Source organism: Kosakonia sp. AG348 (genome assembly GCF_003337365.1).
GTDB lineage: Bacteria > Pseudomonadota > Gammaproteobacteria > Enterobacterales > Enterobacteriaceae > Kosakonia.
In genome coordinates, this window is record NZ_QPJR01000010.1 from 1 (window position 1) to 19,163 (window position 19,163).

The following is a 19,163-nucleotide window of genomic DNA, read 5'->3' on the forward strand; positions in this document are numbered from 1 at the left end:
GTCGGCATGGTTCTAGCGAACAGATGTCACCGACAGAATATGAAAACCAGTATTATCAACGGCTCGGAAGTGTCTAGATTATCCGTGGCGATTCACGAATAACTCATCATCCTTTGATAACGTTATGGATAAAATTGAAAGACTGGCGGAGATGAAAGAAGAAGGAATTTTGACCGAGGAAGAGTTCCAACAACAAAAACAACGCATTCTTAATCCTTAAAATTATGCCGGTTAGAAAACTTTCAAACGGTCAATGGATTGCTGATTTCTATACCATTGACAGAAGCAACGGCAAAGAAGGCAAGCGCGTTCGCAAAAAGTTTGCAACTAAAGGCGAAGCGCTAGCTTTTGAAAATTACACGCTTCAGAAAATCGATGATTCACCCTGGCTTGGAGACGGTGAAGATAAGCGACGCCTGACGGATTTGGTTCACCTCTGGTTTGATCGGCACGGCATCACGCTTCGTGACGGTGAGAAGCGCAAAAAATCTATGCTTTGGGCGGCTGAATGCATGGGCTCACCACTTGCTTCTGAGTTTAGCGCCCAGCTTTTTGCGGCGTACCGGGCTAAACGGCTTGATGGTCATTTCGCTCGTACAAAACGAATCAGCAAAGTTTCGCCACGGACAATGAATCTTGAGCTCGCTTATTTTTTAGCAGTGTTCAATGAGCTTAAACGCCTGGGCGAATGGTCAGCTCCAAATCCCCTCGAAAATGTCAGGCATTTCCGTACCGATGAAAGCGAGATGGCATATCTTACAGGCGAACAAATCGATCAGCTTTTGCTAGAGTGTCGTAACAGTTCAGCCAAAGATTTAGAGATGGTCGTTAAAATCTGCCTGGCTACAGGTGCGAGATGGAGCGAAGCGGAAACTATTAAGAGATCGCAAATATCGGCTGGGAAAGTGACGTTTGTTAAAACAAAAGGTAAAAGAAACCGCACTATCCCCTTACATCCATCCTTAGTTGCTGAGTTACCCAAAAAGAACGGAGCACTCTTTACCCCCTGCTATTACGCATTCAGGAACGCACTTGAACGGGCGGAAATCGGTCTTCCACCTGGCCAGCTAACACATGTTTTACGTCATACCTTTGCAAGCCATTTTATGATGAATGGCGGGAACATCTTAGTACTGCAAAAAATACTCGGTCACACTGATATTAAAATGACAATGCGTTACGCACATTTCGCACCTAACCATCTTGAAGAGGCAGTGAAGTTTAATCCATTGGCAAGAAATCTTTAAGGAATGTCAGAATGAATGAAAATAACTTAGAAAATTTTTTGGATTATTATATTAGACTAAACGCACCTGGTTATGCTGTTCTAATAACGGGCGAGTGGGGTGCAGGAAAAACATACCAAACACTTCAATTTATCCCCAAGGAAATGCAGTGCCATATAAGTCTTTTTGGTATAAGCAACACTTCCGAAATATATAATAATGTATTTGCAAAAATGTACCCTGGGAAAAATCTTGCAAAAAAGGTAGTTAATGTAACTAAAGACGTAACAAGTGAAATTCAGGGGGTTACTTTCGGAGCCGGTGCCGTAATTGGCAATTTGTTAGGTGCCGTCATAAAGCAACAAGTTGATAAATCTAAAGTTATCATCTTTGATGATCTTGAGCGATGCCCGTTAAAAAACGAAGAAATACTGGGGGTAATAAATCAATACGTCGAGCATCACCAATGTCGCGTAATCATTATTGCTCATGATAAGAAAATTCATGATGACTTCGTTCAATCTAAAGAAAAAGTGATTGGACACACAATAAGGATAACACCTAAAATTGATGAGGCTGGAACTTATTTTTTTCAAAAAAAATACAGACTCAATAAATTCAACTCAATCAAGCCAGTAATTTTAAATGCATTCAAGAAAACAGAATGCCAATCCCTTCGAATTTTAAATTATATAATTAACGACTGCGACAGACTATTAAAATGCCTAGAGCCAAAGCACATAAAAAATACTGAAGCAATGGTATTATTATTTACTAACTTTGCTATTATTGATACAGAGTTTAGACAAGGAAATATATCCTTCTCTGACATTGAAAACCTTCAAAATCATTATTTTAACTACATTGCTTCTCAAACAAACAAAGACTTACAAAGTGACCGGTTGGATGAACACCAGAAGAGAATGGCAGTTTTCTTTGGTAAGTATAATGAATTTGATATAGCAACATCTCTCATAAACTATAACTTACTCGCTAAAATTGTCGACTCAGGCGATTATCCAATAAACGAAATACTGCAATCTATAAACTTCTCTCGTTTTTTCATTGCAGGGCAAAAAAACCGACCATGGCAAATAATTATTAATTTCGATAAAATGGATGACGCGATTGTTAACAAAGCCATTGAGGAAGCGTTTGATCAGCTTAGTCATTTTAAGATAATTGACTTAGGTGACTTATTGCACACATTTCATTTATTTTTTATGCTTTCAGATAAAAATGCTATTCCTCATCGTTTTGATCAATTAGTAGCGCTTGAAAAAGATTATATAGACTCTCTCCTCAAAAAAGGCCTACTTTCTCCTTCACCAATTATTAAAAATGTTCTGGATGAGGATATATACGAGCGTTCTCACGGGCATATGTATTGGTCATCTGACTCATATTATTCGGAGATTGATGAAGTTATTCAGTATCTTAAACAAAAAAGAGATGATGCGATGTTAGCTTTGTATCCTACATTTGCAGATGAAATTCTCAATGCACTAGAAACTAATATAGATAAGTTTAAGCACATAATAATTGGTGATAGCGGTGAGCAAGGGAAATACTCACAAATTGATATATTTCGTATTATCCCTCAAGAAGATTTTTTGATCAGATGGTTAATGCTACCAATCGAACAATGGGATAAAGTAAGAATGATTTTGAATATACGATATAGAAATGCAGCATATAACATGCTTCAGAACGAAAAATATTGGCTCTATGGATTGTGTGTCTCATTAAAATTAGAAGCTAATATGCAAACAGGTCTCGGCAGAAGCCGTATAGAGCGCCTAGTTCCGATAGCAGCTTTGAAAGCTTTCTAATGTCGCAAAAGTGTCGCACGAACAAAGAAATATTGCCCCATATTGCCTTATATAGACTTTTCAACTAACTGATTTTAAAATAAGTTATTGTTTTTTGGTTGCCCATAATGGAACTCATAATCGCTTGGTCGTTGGTTCAAACCCAACAGGGGCCACCAAATTTTAGATTTAAAATCATATAATTAAGCCACCTTTCACGGTGGCTTTTTTGTTTCAGATCATTGAGCGTCGCAAAAGTGTCGTACCATTTTTTTGGCAATCCCGCGATAAATGTGTAAATAAACCTGTTTTGGTTCCATGCATTTTTTGAGCTCCCGGACAGATAATATTGTTGATGAATGGGATGAGTCATGCAGACTATAGTGAGGGAAAGTAGTTGATACAGCATTAAAGGCTCTTTGCAGAAGTTTTTTAACAAATTCCCACAGTGAAAATAATAACAAATAGTTACTATTTGTTTGTGCAAGGCTTCTCAAATGTTCTTCTATTGCCGTCGTGATTTCCTTTTCTCAGGTCTGGGTTAATTACGCTATTGCCACTTAGATTAAACATTTGATGAACAAGCGCGCAATGCTTTTCCCGCCTCGCCTGCCCGCTTTATGGGTCGGTTTTAATGCAGTTGCACCTGGTCAATGGCTCCTTGCCAGCACTGGCATCAGACAGAATCAAAAACACTTCCCGCATGCAAAGTAATGCGCCTGATGCATGCGAGGGTATGAATGAAGTGGAAGCGTGTATATTAGGTCTTGATTAACTGCGGGATCGGGAAAAGCGCCGGTAAATTTTTGTTGTTAAGAAAATGGTAAGCACACCGAGCAATACAGACGTCAAACCAAGAAAAATCAGCACCGAGAGAATATTGCTGAAGAGCCCCCCGAGGCTTGTGAAATCGCTCAGCCGTGCGAACTGCTCAGGCGTCAGTGCACGTATCACTATTTCCGGGATAGTTAGAAAGCAAATAATCACGACCAAAATACTAACTGCCTTTTTTCCATTTTTTTTCATAACCTTCCTTGCCTCGTCAGTACATGGTCATTGATTACTTCAATCATGCTTAACCTGAGTTAAAGCACAATAAACTTTACCAACGACATACACGCCAATAATCCCGACAAAGATGGATGACAGACCAATGAAAATCATCGCCGAGAGGAATGGGCTGATTAAACCACCCAAACTTGTAAAATCGCTAAGTCTGGCAAGTATGTCATTCGGAACCTTCCTTAAGATAATCTCAGGAATTATTAGAAAGGAAATAATTGCCGCCATAACATAAATAAGGATTTTTCGACTTTTTTTCATTCTCAACCTTGCCCCTGTGAGCGACCATGATCAATCATTAAACATTAATGTTACAGCAAGGCAAATGGAAATGGCAGAAAACTATCTAAAATTGAAAGCGCAGTCAGATAGAAGGATGGCGATTGCTTTAACTAAAGCGTTAAGGGAGATCCATGCCAGTCATATGGAGACTATCGAAAACGTTAAACTTGGCAGTCAGCGGCTTATTAACTATGGCTCCTGCTTAGTGCCTGACGAATACTACGGAAGCACGTGCCATGAACAATGGAGTGAAGATAAGCGTTTGTATTTGTCTTTGTTGGAAATATACAAAAGAAATGATGTCGTTCTTGATATGGTTCAACTCTATTTCCAAAAAACCTTCAAGCGTCTCGGAGATGAGAAAAGCAATACGCTGGTGTCATATATAAAGCAGAAAATCGGAGAGAAAGCATACGAAGCAGCTGATCGTTCGAGTAAGCTGGCTATTTCACTGACGATTGCGAAATTGATTGTAAGCAGCGCTGATTTTCAGGAATCATATATTAAAAAAGTAAATGAAATGTCCACTTGGTTTGTGAAAGTGGCGGTATTCTATGCTAAAGCTCAGATAGCCGCACTAGCAGCAAACAAACTGAAATTTCAGGATGCGGCATATTACCAAATACTTTATCGTGAAAAACTAGAAATGCTTTACTTTCTTATAGAACCTCAAATGTCTAAAGTAATATATCAAGTCGAATCAGGCGGGAATAATGAGGAAGTCATTGGCGATGCTTTATATGAAATGTTGAAAAGATGAAGAAATTATTATTATTCCTGTGGGGAGCCCACTCACACCTAGTGCCCATCGCACTTATTCTTGCCGGGGCATTTTTGTTTATTCAATTCATCCCTGATTATTCAGGGATACTTACTTTTTTATGGTTTATTATCGTTTCTTATTTTTATATTAAATATAATCGTTGGTATTAGCACCGTACTCATCACAGCTAAAATGCTTCGTCAGGGGCATTTTTACTATTGTTAAAAAACTTCAAAACAGTGAATAATTTGAGCCATCATCCGGCACAGGAAGTTCGTCACGTTTTCATTCAGCAATTTTCTGAGCAAAAATAAAATCTAATCCCTGAGACAAGGGCATACATAGGTCTGTCAAAAAGAAATGCATTTACCCTCTGGTAAAAAAGTGGCTGCACTTTATCATCCTGTCAGCATACGTATGGTTCGTGTTCATCATGCATCACACACGGCAAACAACGGGGATAATTATGAAGCTGTGGAATAAACGTACTCTTTTCACTTTAGCCGTGTTGTCGTTCGCCAGAATTGCGCAGGCAGAAAGCATTCAGTGCCCGCAATTCCCCTCACTGACGATGAAGCAACATACCCTGACGGATGCCAGCTTGTTTGTCGGGCCGCCAAAAGAACAGGTCGAACTCATGCCGGATACGGATAAAGACACTGCCTGGACCCTGGCAGATTATCAGGACGAAGCAAGGCAGCATAAAACATCGCTCTACGTTGTTTGCCGGTATAAAAATACGCTGCAAACTGTCGAATTGGTGGTTCCGGCAACGGCGCAGAAATGCTCGGCCTCATATGACCAGCACAATAATCTGATCGCCCATTGCCAATAATCCCGCCACAGTAAGCGAGGAATGAAATAGTGGCGTTCGAAATGAGCTAAGCGCTGATTTCTTTGAATAATTGCCCCCACACGCCACAGCATATCGACCTGACTCGTGGCCCCGAATAACCTAATCAACAAGTTTCTCATCTCTTCGACGAGCAGCTTCTGCGCTTAAAAAAGTTAATCCTTCAGCCGCGTCTGTACCGGCGGAAATGCGCGGAATTTACCGTGCCGATGCAAAAAGAAAAGCGAAGTAAAAAGCCTGTCAAATTATCAACCTGCCGATTTGATATTTACTCACCCACCTCCTAATCTTCCTTCATCAGACCAATGAGCAATGCATTGGGCCATGCTACCGCAGAGGCGAAAACCGCTGCACAGAGTGGGAGAATTTGCCGTGAGTTTCCAGCCCAGATATGCCAGCAGTGAATCTCCTGATCCGGTCGAAGCCGTTGCCCAGTTTGCCGCCCAAATCGGTCATGACGATGTTGAAACCATCCTTTTCTTTTGCTCTCCGGATTACGATCTGGAGGTGTTAGGCCGCGAATTAAAAAACACCTTCTCCTGCCCCTGCATCGGTTGTACCTCTTCCGGTCATATTGGCACTGAAGGCTTTCAGCATTCTGGGCTGCTGGGTCTCGGGCTGAGCGATGGTTTTCACGCCCGCGCGTTTATCATTCATCCTCTGCTTGAATACACCTCGGTCATTACGGATATCGCAGAAACCATTCGCCGCGACAGCGAAGAGAGACCAAACCTGCATCGTTTTGGTCTGCTGCTGGTGGATGGTCTGTCGATGGCCGAAGAGCGGCTGGTGGCAAACCTTTATCAACAGATTGGTAATGTACCCCTCATTGGCGGCTCTGCCGGTGACGATCTGCGTTTCGAAAAAAGCTTTATTTATGATGGCGATGGTCATTTTATCTCTGACGCTGCCGTTTTCGCGGTTATCGAAACCAGTTCACCGGTCGCCACGTTTAAGATCCAGCATTTTGTACCCAGCGATGTTGAGCTAGTTATCACCGAGGCGGACGCGGAAAAACGGCTCATTATGGAGATCAACGGTGAACCTGCCGCGCAGATCTATGCCGAATCCCTTGGTCTTACCGTCGATGAATTGACACCAACTGTCTTTTCCCGCAACCCGCTGGTGCTCTCTTTCGGCGATGAGCCTTACGTCCGTTCCATTCAGAAAATGAACGACGATCTCTCGCTTACCTGTTATTGCGCTATCGAAGAGGGGCTGATCGTCTCGATCGGCAAAGCGGAAGATCCGATCCAGACGTTTAGTCAGGCGTTTGAAAAAGTGCACGAGACGATCCCAAATCCTGCCGTCATCATCGGCTGCGATTGTATCCTGCGCCGTCTCCAGTTCGAAAAAGAGGGGCTGGAACAGCAGATCGGCGAAATCATGGTGCAGAACCGGGTGGTAGGGTTTTCAACCTACGGTGAGCAGTACAACGGGTTGCATGTCAACCAGACATTTACCGGTGTCGCCATTGGAGGGTAAATATCATGTCGCTCTTTTCCGAAGCCTCTACCCCGCCTCTTTCCCCTGCTGACTACGAGCGCAAACTCGCAGCCAGGGATAAAACCATTGATGTGCTGAAACGCCGCATCGCCCAGGAAGCCCGGCACAGTCACGCCACACCATTTGCCATTCTCGAACAAAATGTCGGGCTGGAGAAAGTGGTCGCGCGTAAGACAATGGAACTCGAAAACGAACGGCATGAGCTGGAAAAGGCGCTGGCCGAGCTGCGTCTGGCGCAGACCCAGCTACTTCAGGCGCAAAAAATGGAGTCTATCGGTCAGCTCGCCGCCGGTATCGCCCACGAAATCAACACCCCGACGCAGTATGTTGCCGATAATGTCGGCTTCATCAAAGGTGCCACGGACTCGCTGCTAAAACTGCTGAATGCCGCCCTCGCGCTCGCGGACGTTGCGCGCAAAAAAATGGCCGATGATCCGGTGATGGCAGAGTTCGATACGACGCTCAAACGCACAAAAATTGATTTTCTGCGTCGACAAATTCCAGGCGCGCTGGACGAGTCTCTGGAGGGGCTTGAGCATATTGCGCGGATTGTCGCCGCGATGAAGGAGTTTTCCCACCCTTCGAAGAATGTGAAAGAGCGGATAGATGTGCGCGATGTGATTAATACCACGGTCACGGTGGCCCGCAACGAATGGAAATATGTGGCGGAGCTCGAAACTAACATCGCCGACAACTTACCGCAGCTCCCCTGCCTGCGTGACATGGTCGGCCAGGCCATTCTCAACCTGGTGGTCAATGCCGCCCATGCCATTGCGGATACCCTGCAGGAAGGAGTGAAAGAGAAAGGCCGCATCGTTATTTCAGCATTACAGAACGGCGACTATCTAGAAATCCACGTCCAGGATGATGGCAGTGGCATACCCGCAGCGATCCGCGACCGCATTTTCGATCCGTTCTTCACCACTAAAGCGGTGGGTAAAGGGACTGGACAAGGCTTAGCGATTGTCTACTCCACCGTGGTGGACAAACATAATGGGAAGATTCGCTGCGAGTCAGAAGAAGGCGTGGGTTCCACGTTTATCCTGCAATTTCCGCTCCATTGCCGCAACGAGGATGAGCCTGCATGCAAGTGATGTTCGTTGATGACGAAAGCCGGGTGCTTTCAGGCATTGAGCGCGCCATCATGTTGCAAGATATCGACTGGGAGTGCCGCTTCGCCAACAGCGGCCCTGAAGCGCTGACCATGCTGGAAGACACACCGGCGGATGTCGTGGTCTCTGATATGCGTATGCCCTTTATGGATGGCGCAGAGTTACTGGCGCAGGTGCGCAACCGCTGGCCGGGTACGATACGTATCATTTTATCCGGCTACTCAGAACCCGGTGCCACCCAGCGTATGCTGGAAGTTGCACATCGATTTGTCTCGAAACCCTGCGACAGCGCGACGTTAATAGCGATAATTGAAAGCGCGCTTTCTCTGCGCACCATGTTCAACGATCCGACGGTGCTCGACATGGTCGGTCGAATCAATCAGTTGCCCGCCGCACCGAAGGTGTTCACTGACGTTCAACATCTTCTCAATAACCCAGAGAGCGATACCCGACAGATGGCCGAATTGCTGGGCAGCGACCCGGCGCTGAGCGCCAAAATCATGCAGCTTGCGAATTCCGCCTGGTTCAACAGAGGTTCGCCAATCCACGATATCGGTAGCGCTATTACGCTTCTCGGCATGGATCAGGTGAAATTGCTGGTGCTGGCGTCACACTGTTTTACCGATGCGAAAAGGGATCCTTTGGTCAGCGAGTTACGCCGGGTCTCTCTTCTTGCCTCTTCACTCGCCGCCCGCATGACGGGCCATCAGGGGCTGGAATCCACCGCCGCGCTACTCGCGAATATTGCGAAGCTGATCCCCGAAATGAGCGAGATCGGTAGCGAAACAACCACATGTAATGCTATTCCCATGCATGCAGCAGTCGGCGCTTACCTGCTGGCGGTATGGGGATTACCGCTGGAGATTGTCGAAATAGTGGCGGAGCAGGCCCAGCCCTCACGTTTCGCACATGATGCATTCGGAGCGTCTGGTGTGGTGCATGTCGCTGTGGCGCTGGCCAACAACAGCCCCCCCGATCGCGATTATCTTGAAAAAGCAGGCGTGCTTGACCAGCTCCCCTTATGGCAACAGATGCTCGCTAACCTACAGGACACACTTCATGACTGATACCGCCTTGCCCAGGGTGTTGTGCGTAGATGATGAACCTAACGTGCTCGCCGCGATGGAACGAAACCTGTTTGGCGAATTTGATGTGGTGGTGGCCCCAGGCGGCGAAGCCGCTCTGGACGCTGTTCGTTGGGGAGAGCGCTTTGCGGTAATCATGTCCGACATGCGCATGCCCGGCATGGATGGCGCCACCTTTCTGGCAAAAGCGCGGGAACTCTCGCCCGATAGCGTGCGGATCCTGCTTACCGGGCAGGCCGATGTGGAGTCCTCTATCGCCGCCATCAATAAAGGCGCCATTTTCCGCTATCTCTGCAAACCGTGTCCGAAAGAAGAACTGGTCGCGGCGCTTAATGACGCTGTGCGCCAGTATCGTCTCGTCTGCGCAGAAAAAGAGCTGCTGGCAACCACCCTTACCGCTTCGGTCAAAACGCTGACGGAAGTGCTTGCCATGGTCGCACCGTGGGCGTTTCAGCGGGCGGCGTTCGCCCAATCTTGCGTTCGCCACGCGCTGCCGAAGCTGGAGTGGCCAGATGAGTGGATTTACACGATTGCCGCGTCATTAAGCCAAATTGGCTGCGTTGGTATTCCCGCCGATATCGTTCAGGCCGACGCCGCTCAGCGCAAACTCTCCGAGGAGGAGAAAAAACTGCTGCTGGGGCATCCCGACGTCGCGGGAAAGCTGGTGGAAAATATTCCCCGTCTTGAACTGGTCGCCGGGATCATTCGCCACCAGGCAAAAGAGCCGGCGCCGAATGTGCCGCTTGAGGTTTTACGCGGTGCCCATCTGCTGCGCGCAGCCCTTGAGCTGGAGCGACATGCGGCGCGGGGATGGAGCCTGGAGCGGCCATGGGAAATTTTACGGGCGGCGCACCCACCGTTACCTGAATACATCATTAAATCCCTGTCAGATTTCCGCTCCAATGTGACCGGCGTGCGCTCTGCGCGTATACGCGAGCTGATGCCGGGTTGGGTGGTAGACGAAGATATCCGCACCACCAATGGCTTAATGGTGCTGACCAAAGGGCACGAATTGACCGACACGGCGATCTCGGCATTACAACGCTTGCTCGCGGCTAATGCCATTGAGGAACCCATCCGGGTTCGCGGGCTGCCAGACAGCACCGCATCGGCATGATCGGTACGCGATTGGGAGAGGAATCGCGTCGTTATGTTGCAGAGAGGTAAATCGTTGCAGGCGGGGCAAACACCCCGCCATAAAGCAATTTTTTGCTCATTTCGCGGCAAAAAGGCACCATAAACGCAATTTTCACAGAAAGACTAACGCATTGAAATATGTCCCATGTAATATGGCTCCGGGCTATTGCGAGATTTGCATCCATGGTCCAGATTTGATGAATTAACAACTCCCTTTAACACACTCAACGCGCTTTGACGAAACGCCATGAACAAACCTATAAAACGGCTTGAAATCATCAAATACGCCATTGAACTGGAGGATGACGGCATCATCCTCAGCCAGCTTCCTTTACTCAAAAATGAAGTTACGGACCCGGAGTTAGCGTTTATCGTTCACGCACTTGAAGAGAAAAATTACAGCGAAGCGATGCGCGCCATCACCGTCTGGCTGCAAAACCAGCGTTCAGTGGTCAGCTGGCAGGATCCGCAAGTGGCCGCCAGCAAGCTGGAGCTGAAAGCGCTGGAAGAGCAAATGCGCGAACTCATTGATAAACGCAATGCGCGTATCCAGCTGCTGGATGAATTCAACGATCTCTACTTAACTCGCCTTGGGCCACTGATGTCGCAAATTTTGCGGCTGCGTAAAACGCTGGCTGAAGCGGCGGTGCGCCGCCAGGAAGCGGAAGCGCGCCGTCGCGAGGCGGATTATCTGCGCTGCCAGAAATACCTGTCGCAAGCCGTGGACGTTTTAGTGACCTTGACGCAACGCTGGCAGAGCATGCCACCGCACTCATTACAGGCGGCGGAAGCGCGCAAGCATCTGCAACAACAAAGCGAGCTGATTGCCTCGCTGCTCGCCGAAGCGCAGGAACTGGAGCGCGGCCTCACGCGGGAGGAAGAGCCCACGCGCCAGGCGCGCGACGAAGCGCGTCAGGAGTATGAAAGCTACCAGGAGCAGCAGCACGACGCGGAAAAACGCTTTAGCTTCGAGCAGAAGATGAGCGAAGACGAACGGCATGAGCTGAAACGCCTGTGGCGCCAGGCCAGTAAGCTCTGCCACCCGGACCTGGTGGATAACGAACTGAAAAACGACGCTCACAGCATGATGGTGCAGCTTAACCAGGCGCGCCAGCGCGGCGATCTGAGCGCCATCCGCTCGATTTTGACCCGTCTGCAAAAAGGGCTGGAGCCATTAATGGCAAGCGATCGTCTCAACGATCTGCAGCGTCTGCGCCAGCGCATTGTTGAAGTCAAACAGCATATTGCCAGCCTGATTGAAGAGCTGGCGACGCTGGAAAAAGAGGAATCCTGGCAGTTGATCTCCACGCTTGGCGACAGGGAAACCTACTTCCGCCAGCAGGAGAAAGCGCTGGCCGAGATCCGCCAGACGCTGGAGCAGCAGGTCAGCGAAGCCGAGTACGACGAAGTGGCCTGAGCGCAACGAGCCCGGTAATCGTACCGGGCTTTGTGTTTATTTCTTGTGCCAGTAGGCTTGCGCGCGCACCAGTTGTTGATCGATGTCGGCAGATTCAAAGCGATCCATCAGCGATTTCACTACCTCCCCTTCCCCGGTCAGCCAGATAAAATAGTCGTTTTCCGGCACGCTTATCGCCGCCAGTTTGTCGGCAACGGCCTGCGGGTGATGCCCCACCACCCACTGAATATCAAAGCCGTTTACATCCGCGAAATAATCTTGATAAGCAGCATCTGCAATGCTCACCACCGCTGTGACCTGCGGGCGTACAGCAAGCTGGCTGAGCGCTTCAAGGCGGCGGCGCAGCGCCGGCATACCGGATTCATCGCACACATATAACTGCCAGGCGTAATCTTCCGGCACCACCAGCGAACCGCGCGGCCCGCCAATAGTCAATTTATCGCCCACCTGCGCCTGCATCGCCCAGCTACTCGCTACGCCGCCGTCGTGAATATAGAAATCCAGCGCCAGTTCGTGGCGGCTGGCATCGTACAGCGGCGTATAGTCGCGGGAAGCCGGGCGCGGGCCATCGCCCCAGACGATACCTTCATCGGTCACGACTGGCGGTACAAAGTGCGAACCCGGCTGCGGAAAGAAGACTTTACTGTGATCATCAAAGCCGCGGGAGGTGAAGCCATCCAGTTGCTCGCCGCCGAGCACAATGCGCTGGAAGCCCGCACCTGGGCGTTCGACGCGCAAAACAGTTAACTCGCGAAAGCGCAGCTCATTGCGCACGCGCTGGGGATAGCGTTGAGAGTGGGTTGTCATAATCGGCCTTCGTGAACGTGAATACGATATATCTAAATGTTGTGCAAATGATAATGATTGTTGATTAGGCAGAAGGCAAGATCTTTTTAAGATATAGCCACACGAAAGCGCACCGGTTGCCAAACCAGGAAATAAAGTTATTAAAAATCATGTCATTAAATAAAAAACACCGTCAGCGTTGTTTAAGCAGGTTATTTTAGATATAAATTAGATATATCAAATTAAATGAGTAAGCAGCTATGCGTCATCATCACGGCAATACCGACAGGGAGCACCACCACGGACACGGCGGCCGACGCCAGCGCTTTTTCGGTCACGGCGAATTACGTCTGGTGATCCTGCATTTGCTCAGCCAAAACGCCAGCCACGGCTATGAGCTGATCAAAGCCATTGAAGCGCTGACGCAGGGCAACTACACACCCAGCCCTGGTGTGATTTATCCCACTCTGGATGCTCTGCAAGAGCAGCAGTTAATTACCGTTAGCGATGAAGAAAACGGACGCCGAATGATCGCCATTACGCCGCATGGCACGCAGTGGCTGGCGGAAAATGCGCCATCGCTGGCACAGATTGAAGAGCGGATTAAAGCACGCAACGTTGGCTATCAACTGCGCAAAAACCCACAGATGAAACGGGCGCTGGAGAACTTTAAAGCGGTACTGGATTTACGGGTGAATCAGGGGGAAGTCAGCGCCACGCAGCTTAAACAGATAATTGGCATTATCGACCGCGCAGCGCTGGAGATTTCACAACTCGATTAAACTACCTGTGGCACGTCGCGCAGGCGGAACACCTGCACCAGCTCGCGCAGATGTAACGCCTGATCGTTCAGCGCCGCTGCTGCTGCCACCGACTCTTCTACCAGGCTGGAGTTCTGCTGGGTGGTGGAGTCAATCAGGCCAATCGCGCTGTTAATCTGCGAAATACCATCGGTCTGCTCGCGGCTCGCCTGACCAATTTCGCGCAGGATAACATCCATCTCTTCCACATTACTGACCATACCGTTAATCAGCGCACTGGCTTTTTCGACCAGCGCCATGCCTTCACGAGTCTGGCTGGTAGAGCTTTCAATCAGATGGCGAATATCGTTGGCAGAGGAAGCGCTCTTCTGGGCTAACTGGCGAACTTCACCCGCCACAACCGCAAAACCACGCCCGTGTTCACCGGCGCGCGCCGCTTCGACCGCCGCGTTCAGCGCCAGAATGTTTGTCTGGAAGGCAATTGCGTCAATCAGGTTGATAATGTCGGACATACGATTGGACGTGTCGTTAATCACGCGCATCTTCTCGGTGACCTGCTTCATCATCTCGCCGTTGTTCTTCACGACTGTCGCCGCATCGGCAGAAAGGTGGGTCGCTTCGGAGGTGTGATCGGCGGTGTTTTTCACCGTCGCGGTGATCTGCTCCATGGACGCCGCCGTCTGCTCGACGGAGCTGGCCTGCTCTTCGGTACGCGCCGCCAGATCCTGGTTACCGGCCACAATCTGCGCCGCCGCGCTGGAAATACTCTCTGAGCCGTTTTGCACCTGATGGACAATCTCAACAAGACGGTTTTTCATCTCCATCAGCGCACGCAGCAGTACGCCGGTTTCATCGCGGTGGCGAGAATCGATGGTACGCGTCAAATCGCCATCGGCAATCGCTTCAGCAAAGGCAACCGCCTCACTCAGCGGGCGCGTGATCATCCGTACGATATACCAGCCAATCAGGCTGCCCATGCCGATGCTAACAATCGCCAGCAGAATCAGCATCAGGCGGTTAGAACTGAAATCGTTCTGCACCTGCTCGCCCGCCGCACGCATTTGCCCATCCTGAATGGCGATCAGCGCCAACACCCGCTCTTTATAAGCATTCTGGATGTTAATGGTTTTGGTCATCATCTCCTGAATCGCACCCGCGCGGTCATTATTTTTAACGGCATCGAGAATGCGGAAACGTGAGTCGAGGTACTGCTGGCGCACGGTGCGGATGTCGGCGAGGATTTTCTGCGATTTATCATCACGCAGGTTTTTTGATAAATCTTCCAGCAGAGCGGTAATGTGGGAGCTTATCTCAGCAAGCTGCTTTTGCGACTCACCGGTCCATTTGCCGTCGCTATCCAGCAGCATCAGTTGCTGGGTGCTGACAAAGGTCTGGAAATTATCAATAAGCTGATTCGCTTTTACCGTGGTTGGATAATCCTCGTACACAATCTCTTGCATTCCGTTATTCGCGCGGTTCAGGCTGAAGAGAGACAGACAGGAACTCACTACCATTAACGCAATAAAAAAGCCGAACGCCAGAAATAATTTCGTGCCGATTTTTACATCATGTAAAAACATATATTCTCCATGGGTTTGATTATTTTATTGACGAAAGTTCCGCGCCCTCACCCTAATGGCGCGCTTAAGTCCCTGGCGCAAATTAAAAGAATGCAGCCACTAGCCGTTATCGGTAACGTTAGCGCTAACTTTATGAGTTTGATCGTTTTTTTAGTTACTTAATGAACTTTCTGATAGCAATCAACTATTAATAATGATCAATCGATCGTTATATATACGAAAATAAAGATTAGTGCAGGGCATATTAATATCGCTACATCAGATTTAACTCTGCATAAAATAAGAGGCGCGAAAATATATTAATACTTCACAATGCGAACTGTGCTTAATATAAAATTAACAAAATATATATATCGCACTTACATGAAATCAAGCGCTTACCAATAAAAAAACCACCAGCGCGCGGCCAGTGGTTTTTTAAGAGCAAGCTAAGCTGTTAGTGCAAAACGGCGACGGCATCCTGCAGGCGGGCGGCGCGATGTTTAACCATTGCCGAAACCGCCGCGCTCTCCTCTACCAAACCAGCGTTTTTCTGCGTGATGGCATCCAGTTCCGCTACTGCGCGCGTCAGTTCAGAAAGCCCGGTAGCCTGCTCCGATGTCGACTGGCTAATCTGGCCGATCAGCGCAGTGACGTTTTGTACCTGATTAACAATATCTTCCATCGTGCGACCTGCGGCATGCACCTGGTCATAACCAGACTGCACTTTACTGGCACTGGCGTCGATCAGCTTACGAATATCATTCGCCGCGCTGGCGCTGCGGCTCGCCAGGTGACGAACTTCACCCGCCACAACAGCAAACCCTTTGCCCTGCTCGCCTGCCCTGGCCGCTTCTACCGCGGCATTCAGCGCCAGGATATTGGTCTGGAAAGCGATGTCATTAATCAGCTTGGTAATAGAGCCGATACGCCCGGTGCTATCGGCAATCTCGTCCATGGTTTTCACCACCGTCTCCATCGCCTTACCGCCGTGCGTGGCGGCGCTACTGGCGGAGCTGGAGAGCTCGTCTGCCGCCGATGCTGTTTGCGAGTTGTTTTGTACCGATGCCGCCATCTGGCTCATGGTGGCAACCGTCTGCTGCACATTCACCACCGTCTGGCGCGTGCGTTCATTAAGATCTTCATTACCTTTCGCCAGCGTTTCACTGCCGCTACGCACACTGTGAACCTGGGTTGAAACGTCATTGATCAACCAACGGCACATCAGCCCCAGTTGCCCGATCGCCCGCAATGTCAGCCCCAGTTCATCGCTGCGATTCAACGGTTGCACGCTATTGCGTTCCCCGGTGGCCACACTCAGCGCCTGACGCGCCACGTTTTCCGCCGGGCGAACGATTTGCCACTCAAATGTCAGGCAGCCCAGCAACATTGCCAGCGTGCTCACCGCCAGCGCCAGGCCGCCTGCACCGGTGAACCATAAGCCAGCAAATTGCGCAGCCCACAACAACGTCATGACGCTGCGGGCACGCCAGCGTAGCGGCATGCCCGCCAGTTTTCCCCACCAGTGCTTGCTAATGACTAGGCCTTTATAGACACGTTTGTTGCAACGCCCTTCATTTAACGCTTTGTACAGCGGCTCAACGGCGGCGATCTCCTCATCTTTCGCCTCGGTGCGAATCGACATGTAGCCAGTGACTTTGCCGTTGCGCACCATCGGCACAGCATTGGCTCGCACCCAGTAATGATCGCCATTTTTACGCCGGTTTTTGACGATGCCGCTCCACGGCTCGCCCTGTTTCAGGGTGTACCACATATCGGCAAAAGCTGCTTTTGGCATATCCGGGTGGCGAACAAGATTGTGGGGCTGGCCGAGCAACTCGCTGTGGGAGTAGCCACTGGCATGGATAAACGCGTCGTTGGCGTGGGTAATGTAACTTTGCTGGTCAGTTGTCGACATCAGCGTGGTGTCATCCTCCAGCATAAAGCGCTGTTGGCTGACATAAGGAGGAGAAGACATGATTGCGTCCTATGCAGGTTATATTGCTGTTAAAAATTACTGCGAATGTTATTTCGGCGATAATGGGTTTATCTTTAGTTGTTAAATTTGATTTAGATCGCAATTTGCAATAAAACCCTGTTTTTCGTGGGCTCGTTAACCCTATGATTTTAATAATTTCGTAGCGTTACCATCACGATTCCCTCATGAGAATGCATCATTATCGCGCATTTATTGCACTATATTGGCGCAACTTAGCCATCTCTCCGTCCGCAATGAATGATTTTTAACCACAAAAGATACAAAATATTAACGGGACGGCATGATTAAATTTTGTGCGCCTTCATTTTCCCCTGGCATTTATCCCGATTTATGCTCCCCGCACCGAAGTGGCGTAATCCCTGCAATACTTAAATCGGTATCATGTGATACGCGAGTCCCTGGAGCCCATTTTGAACAGGTTACCTTCCAGCGCATCGGCATTAGCGTGCAGCGCTCACGCACTGAATCTCATTGAAAAGCGAACGCTCGACCATGAGGAGATGAAAGCATTAAACCGAGAGGTGGTGGATTACTTTAAAGAGCATGTCAATCCGGGGTTTTTAGAGTATCGAAAATCTGTTACCGCCGGCGGGGATTACGGAGCCGTAGAGTGGCAAGCTGGCAGTTTGAACACGCTTGTCGACACCCAGGGGCAGGAGTTTTTAGATTGTCTGGGTGGGTTCGGAATTTTCAATGTGGGGCACCGTAATCCAGTTGTGGTTTCCGCCGTACAGAATCAACTCGCAAAACAACCTCTGCATAGCCAGGAATTGCTCGACCCGTTACGCGCCATGCTGGCGAAAACACTGGCGGCACTGACGCCTGGCAAACTGAAATACAGCTTCTTTAGCAACAGCGGCACAGAGTCCGTCGAAGCGGCGCTAAAACTGGCGAAAGCCTACCAGTCACCGCGCGGTAAATTCACCTTTGTCGCCACCAGCGGCGCGTTCCACGGTAAATCGCTGGGCGCGTTGTCGGCAACGGCGAAATCGACCTTCCGCAAACCGTTTATGCCGCTGCTGCCGGGCTTTCGTCATGTACCGTTTGGCGACATCGACGCGATGCGTACGCTGCTTAGCGAATGCCGGAAAACCGGTGATGATGTCGCCGCCGTGATCCTGGAGCCGATCCAGGGGGAAGGTGGCGTGATCTTACCGCCAGCCGGTTATCTGCCAGCGGTACGCAAGCTGTGCGATGAGTTTGGCGCGCTGCTGATTTTTGACGAAGTGCAAACCGGCATGGGGCGTACGGGCAAAATGTTTGCTTGCGAACACGAAAACGTGCAGCCAGACATCTTGTGCCTGGCGAAAGCGCTGGGCGGCGGCGTGATGCCGATTGGCGCGACTGTCGCTACCGAAGAGGTGTTCTCGGTGCTGTTTGATAACCCATTCCTGCACACCACCACCTTTGGCGGCAACCCGCTGGCTTGTGCGGCCGCGCTGGCGACCATCAATGTGCTGCTGGAAGAGAACCTGCCCGCTCAGGCGGAGCAGAAAGGCGACATGTTGCTGGACGGTTTCCGCGCACTGGTGCGTCAATATCCGGATCTGGTGCAGGATGCGCGTGGTCGCGGAATGCTGATGGCGATTGAGTTTGTCGATAACGAAACGGGCTACAACTTTGCCAGTGAGATGTTCCGCCAGCGTGTGCTGGTTGCCGGAACGCTCAATAACGCGAAAACCATTCGTATCGAACCGCCGCTGACGCTGACGATTGAACAGTGTGAGCAGGTGCTAAAAGCAGCAGCTAATGCGCTGGCGGCACTGCGTGTTTCTGAAGAACTGGCGTAAACAGACGCATAAAA

Annotated in this window: 17 protein-coding genes; 12 read left to right on the forward strand and 5 right to left on the reverse strand. The window is 49.4% G+C overall.

What is annotated here, in order from left to right; translation table 11 throughout:
• The first annotated feature begins 124 nt into the window (after positions 1–124).
• Genes DFO56_RS20270 through DFO56_RS20280 form a run of 3 tightly spaced genes read left to right on the forward strand, consistent with a single transcriptional unit; the run spans position 125 to position 3,058 of the window.
• Positions 125–220 (forward strand): SHOCT domain-containing protein, encoded by a 96-nt coding sequence (locus DFO56_RS20270; protein ID WP_199496502.1) that lies wholly within the window; start codon positions 125–127, stop codon positions 218–220.
• A 4-nt stretch (positions 221–224) separates the two neighbouring features.
• Positions 225–1,247, forward strand: coding sequence for a tyrosine-type recombinase/integrase (locus DFO56_RS20275; RefSeq protein WP_045513117.1), 1,023 nt, complete (start codon positions 225–227; stop codon positions 1,245–1,247).
• 11 nt (positions 1,248–1,258) lie between these two features.
• Positions 1,259–3,058 carry a hypothetical protein gene (locus tag DFO56_RS20280; protein ID WP_045513120.1) on the forward strand — a complete coding sequence of 600 codons (1,800 nt, stop codon included), beginning with the start codon at positions 1,259–1,261 and terminating at the stop codon, positions 3,056–3,058.
• A gap of 750 nt (positions 3,059–3,808) precedes the next feature.
• On the opposite strand, the gene DFO56_RS20285 is transcribed toward DFO56_RS20280, so the two are convergent.
• Together DFO56_RS20285 and DFO56_RS24845 are read right to left on the reverse strand one after the other, a co-directional pair.
• Positions 3,809–4,063, reverse strand: coding sequence for a hypothetical protein (locus tag DFO56_RS20285; protein ID WP_045513123.1), 255 nt, complete (start codon positions 4,061–4,063; stop codon positions 3,809–3,811).
• A gap of 39 nt (positions 4,064–4,102) precedes the next feature.
• Complete coding sequence (locus DFO56_RS24845; protein ID WP_045513125.1) at positions 4,103–4,360, reverse strand: hypothetical protein; 258 nt, start codon at positions 4,358–4,360, stop codon at positions 4,103–4,105.
• 70 nt (positions 4,361–4,430) lie between these two features.
• Here DFO56_RS24845 and DFO56_RS20290 point away from each other — a divergent pair, with 70 nt between their 5' ends.
• The 7 genes from DFO56_RS20290 to DFO56_RS20320 all read left to right on the forward strand — a co-directional run bounded on the left by DFO56_RS20290 (position 4,431) and on the right by DFO56_RS20320 (position 12,254).
• Positions 4,431–5,141: a hypothetical protein gene (locus tag DFO56_RS20290; RefSeq protein ID WP_045513128.1), complete on the forward strand. Its 711-nt coding sequence runs from the start codon at positions 4,431–4,433 to the stop codon at positions 5,139–5,141.
• Positions 5,142–5,610: 469 nt separating this feature from the next.
• Positions 5,611–5,979: an STY0301 family protein gene (locus tag DFO56_RS20295; RefSeq protein ID WP_045513132.1), complete on the forward strand. Its 369-nt coding sequence runs from the start codon at positions 5,611–5,613 to the stop codon at positions 5,977–5,979.
• A 390-nt stretch (positions 5,980–6,369) separates the two neighbouring features.
• Complete coding sequence (locus DFO56_RS20300; protein ID WP_020455355.1) at positions 6,370–7,482, forward strand: FIST N-terminal domain-containing protein; 1,113 nt, start codon at positions 6,370–6,372, stop codon at positions 7,480–7,482.
• 5 nt (positions 7,483–7,487) lie between these two features.
• Entirely contained in the window at positions 7,488–8,597 is a 1,110-nt protein-coding gene (locus tag DFO56_RS20305; RefSeq protein ID WP_045513135.1) for a sensor histidine kinase, read from the forward strand.
• Complete coding sequence (locus DFO56_RS20310) at positions 8,588–9,682, forward strand: HDOD domain-containing protein (protein WP_045513138.1); 1,095 nt, start codon at positions 8,588–8,590, stop codon at positions 9,680–9,682. Before DFO56_RS20305 ends, DFO56_RS20310 begins: the two co-directional genes overlap by 10 nt.
• Positions 9,675–10,817, forward strand: coding sequence for a response regulator (locus tag DFO56_RS20315; protein WP_017457425.1), 1,143 nt, complete (start codon positions 9,675–9,677; stop codon positions 10,815–10,817). Before DFO56_RS20310 ends, DFO56_RS20315 begins: the two co-directional genes overlap by 8 nt.
• A gap of 267 nt (positions 10,818–11,084) precedes the next feature.
• Positions 11,085–12,254: a DNA repair ATPase gene (locus tag DFO56_RS20320; protein WP_020455359.1), complete on the forward strand. Its 1,170-nt coding sequence runs from the start codon at positions 11,085–11,087 to the stop codon at positions 12,252–12,254.
• Positions 12,255–12,290: 36 nt separating this feature from the next.
• Here the strand turns inward: DFO56_RS20320 and DFO56_RS20325 are convergent, their stop codons facing one another.
• A complete protein-coding gene (locus DFO56_RS20325) occupies positions 12,291–13,061 on the reverse strand; it encodes a siderophore-interacting protein (protein ID WP_045513142.1) in 771 nt (256 codons plus the stop codon).
• A gap of 239 nt (positions 13,062–13,300) precedes the next feature.
• Here DFO56_RS20325 and DFO56_RS20330 point away from each other — a divergent pair, with 239 nt between their 5' ends.
• Positions 13,301–13,822: a PadR family transcriptional regulator gene (locus DFO56_RS20330; protein WP_045513145.1), complete on the forward strand. Its 522-nt coding sequence runs from the start codon at positions 13,301–13,303 to the stop codon at positions 13,820–13,822.
• On the opposite strand, the gene DFO56_RS20335 is transcribed toward DFO56_RS20330, so the two are convergent.
• Positions 13,819–15,381: a methyl-accepting chemotaxis protein gene (locus DFO56_RS20335; protein WP_045513148.1), complete on the reverse strand. Its 1,563-nt coding sequence runs from the start codon at positions 15,379–15,381 to the stop codon at positions 13,819–13,821. The genes DFO56_RS20330 and DFO56_RS20335 overlap by 4 nt on opposite strands.
• A gap of 436 nt (positions 15,382–15,817) precedes the next feature.
• Positions 15,818–17,338 (reverse strand): PAS domain-containing methyl-accepting chemotaxis protein, encoded by a 1,521-nt coding sequence (locus DFO56_RS20340; protein WP_045513151.1) that lies wholly within the window; start codon positions 17,336–17,338, stop codon positions 15,818–15,820.
• 431 nt (positions 17,339–17,769) lie between these two features.
• On the opposite strand from DFO56_RS20340, the gene ygjG reads away from it, so the two are divergent.
• Positions 17,770–19,149: a putrescine aminotransferase gene (ygjG, locus tag DFO56_RS20345; RefSeq protein ID WP_174240561.1), complete on the forward strand. Its 1,380-nt coding sequence runs from the start codon at positions 17,770–17,772 to the stop codon at positions 19,147–19,149.
• The last annotated feature ends 14 nt before the right edge of the window (positions 19,150–19,163 follow it).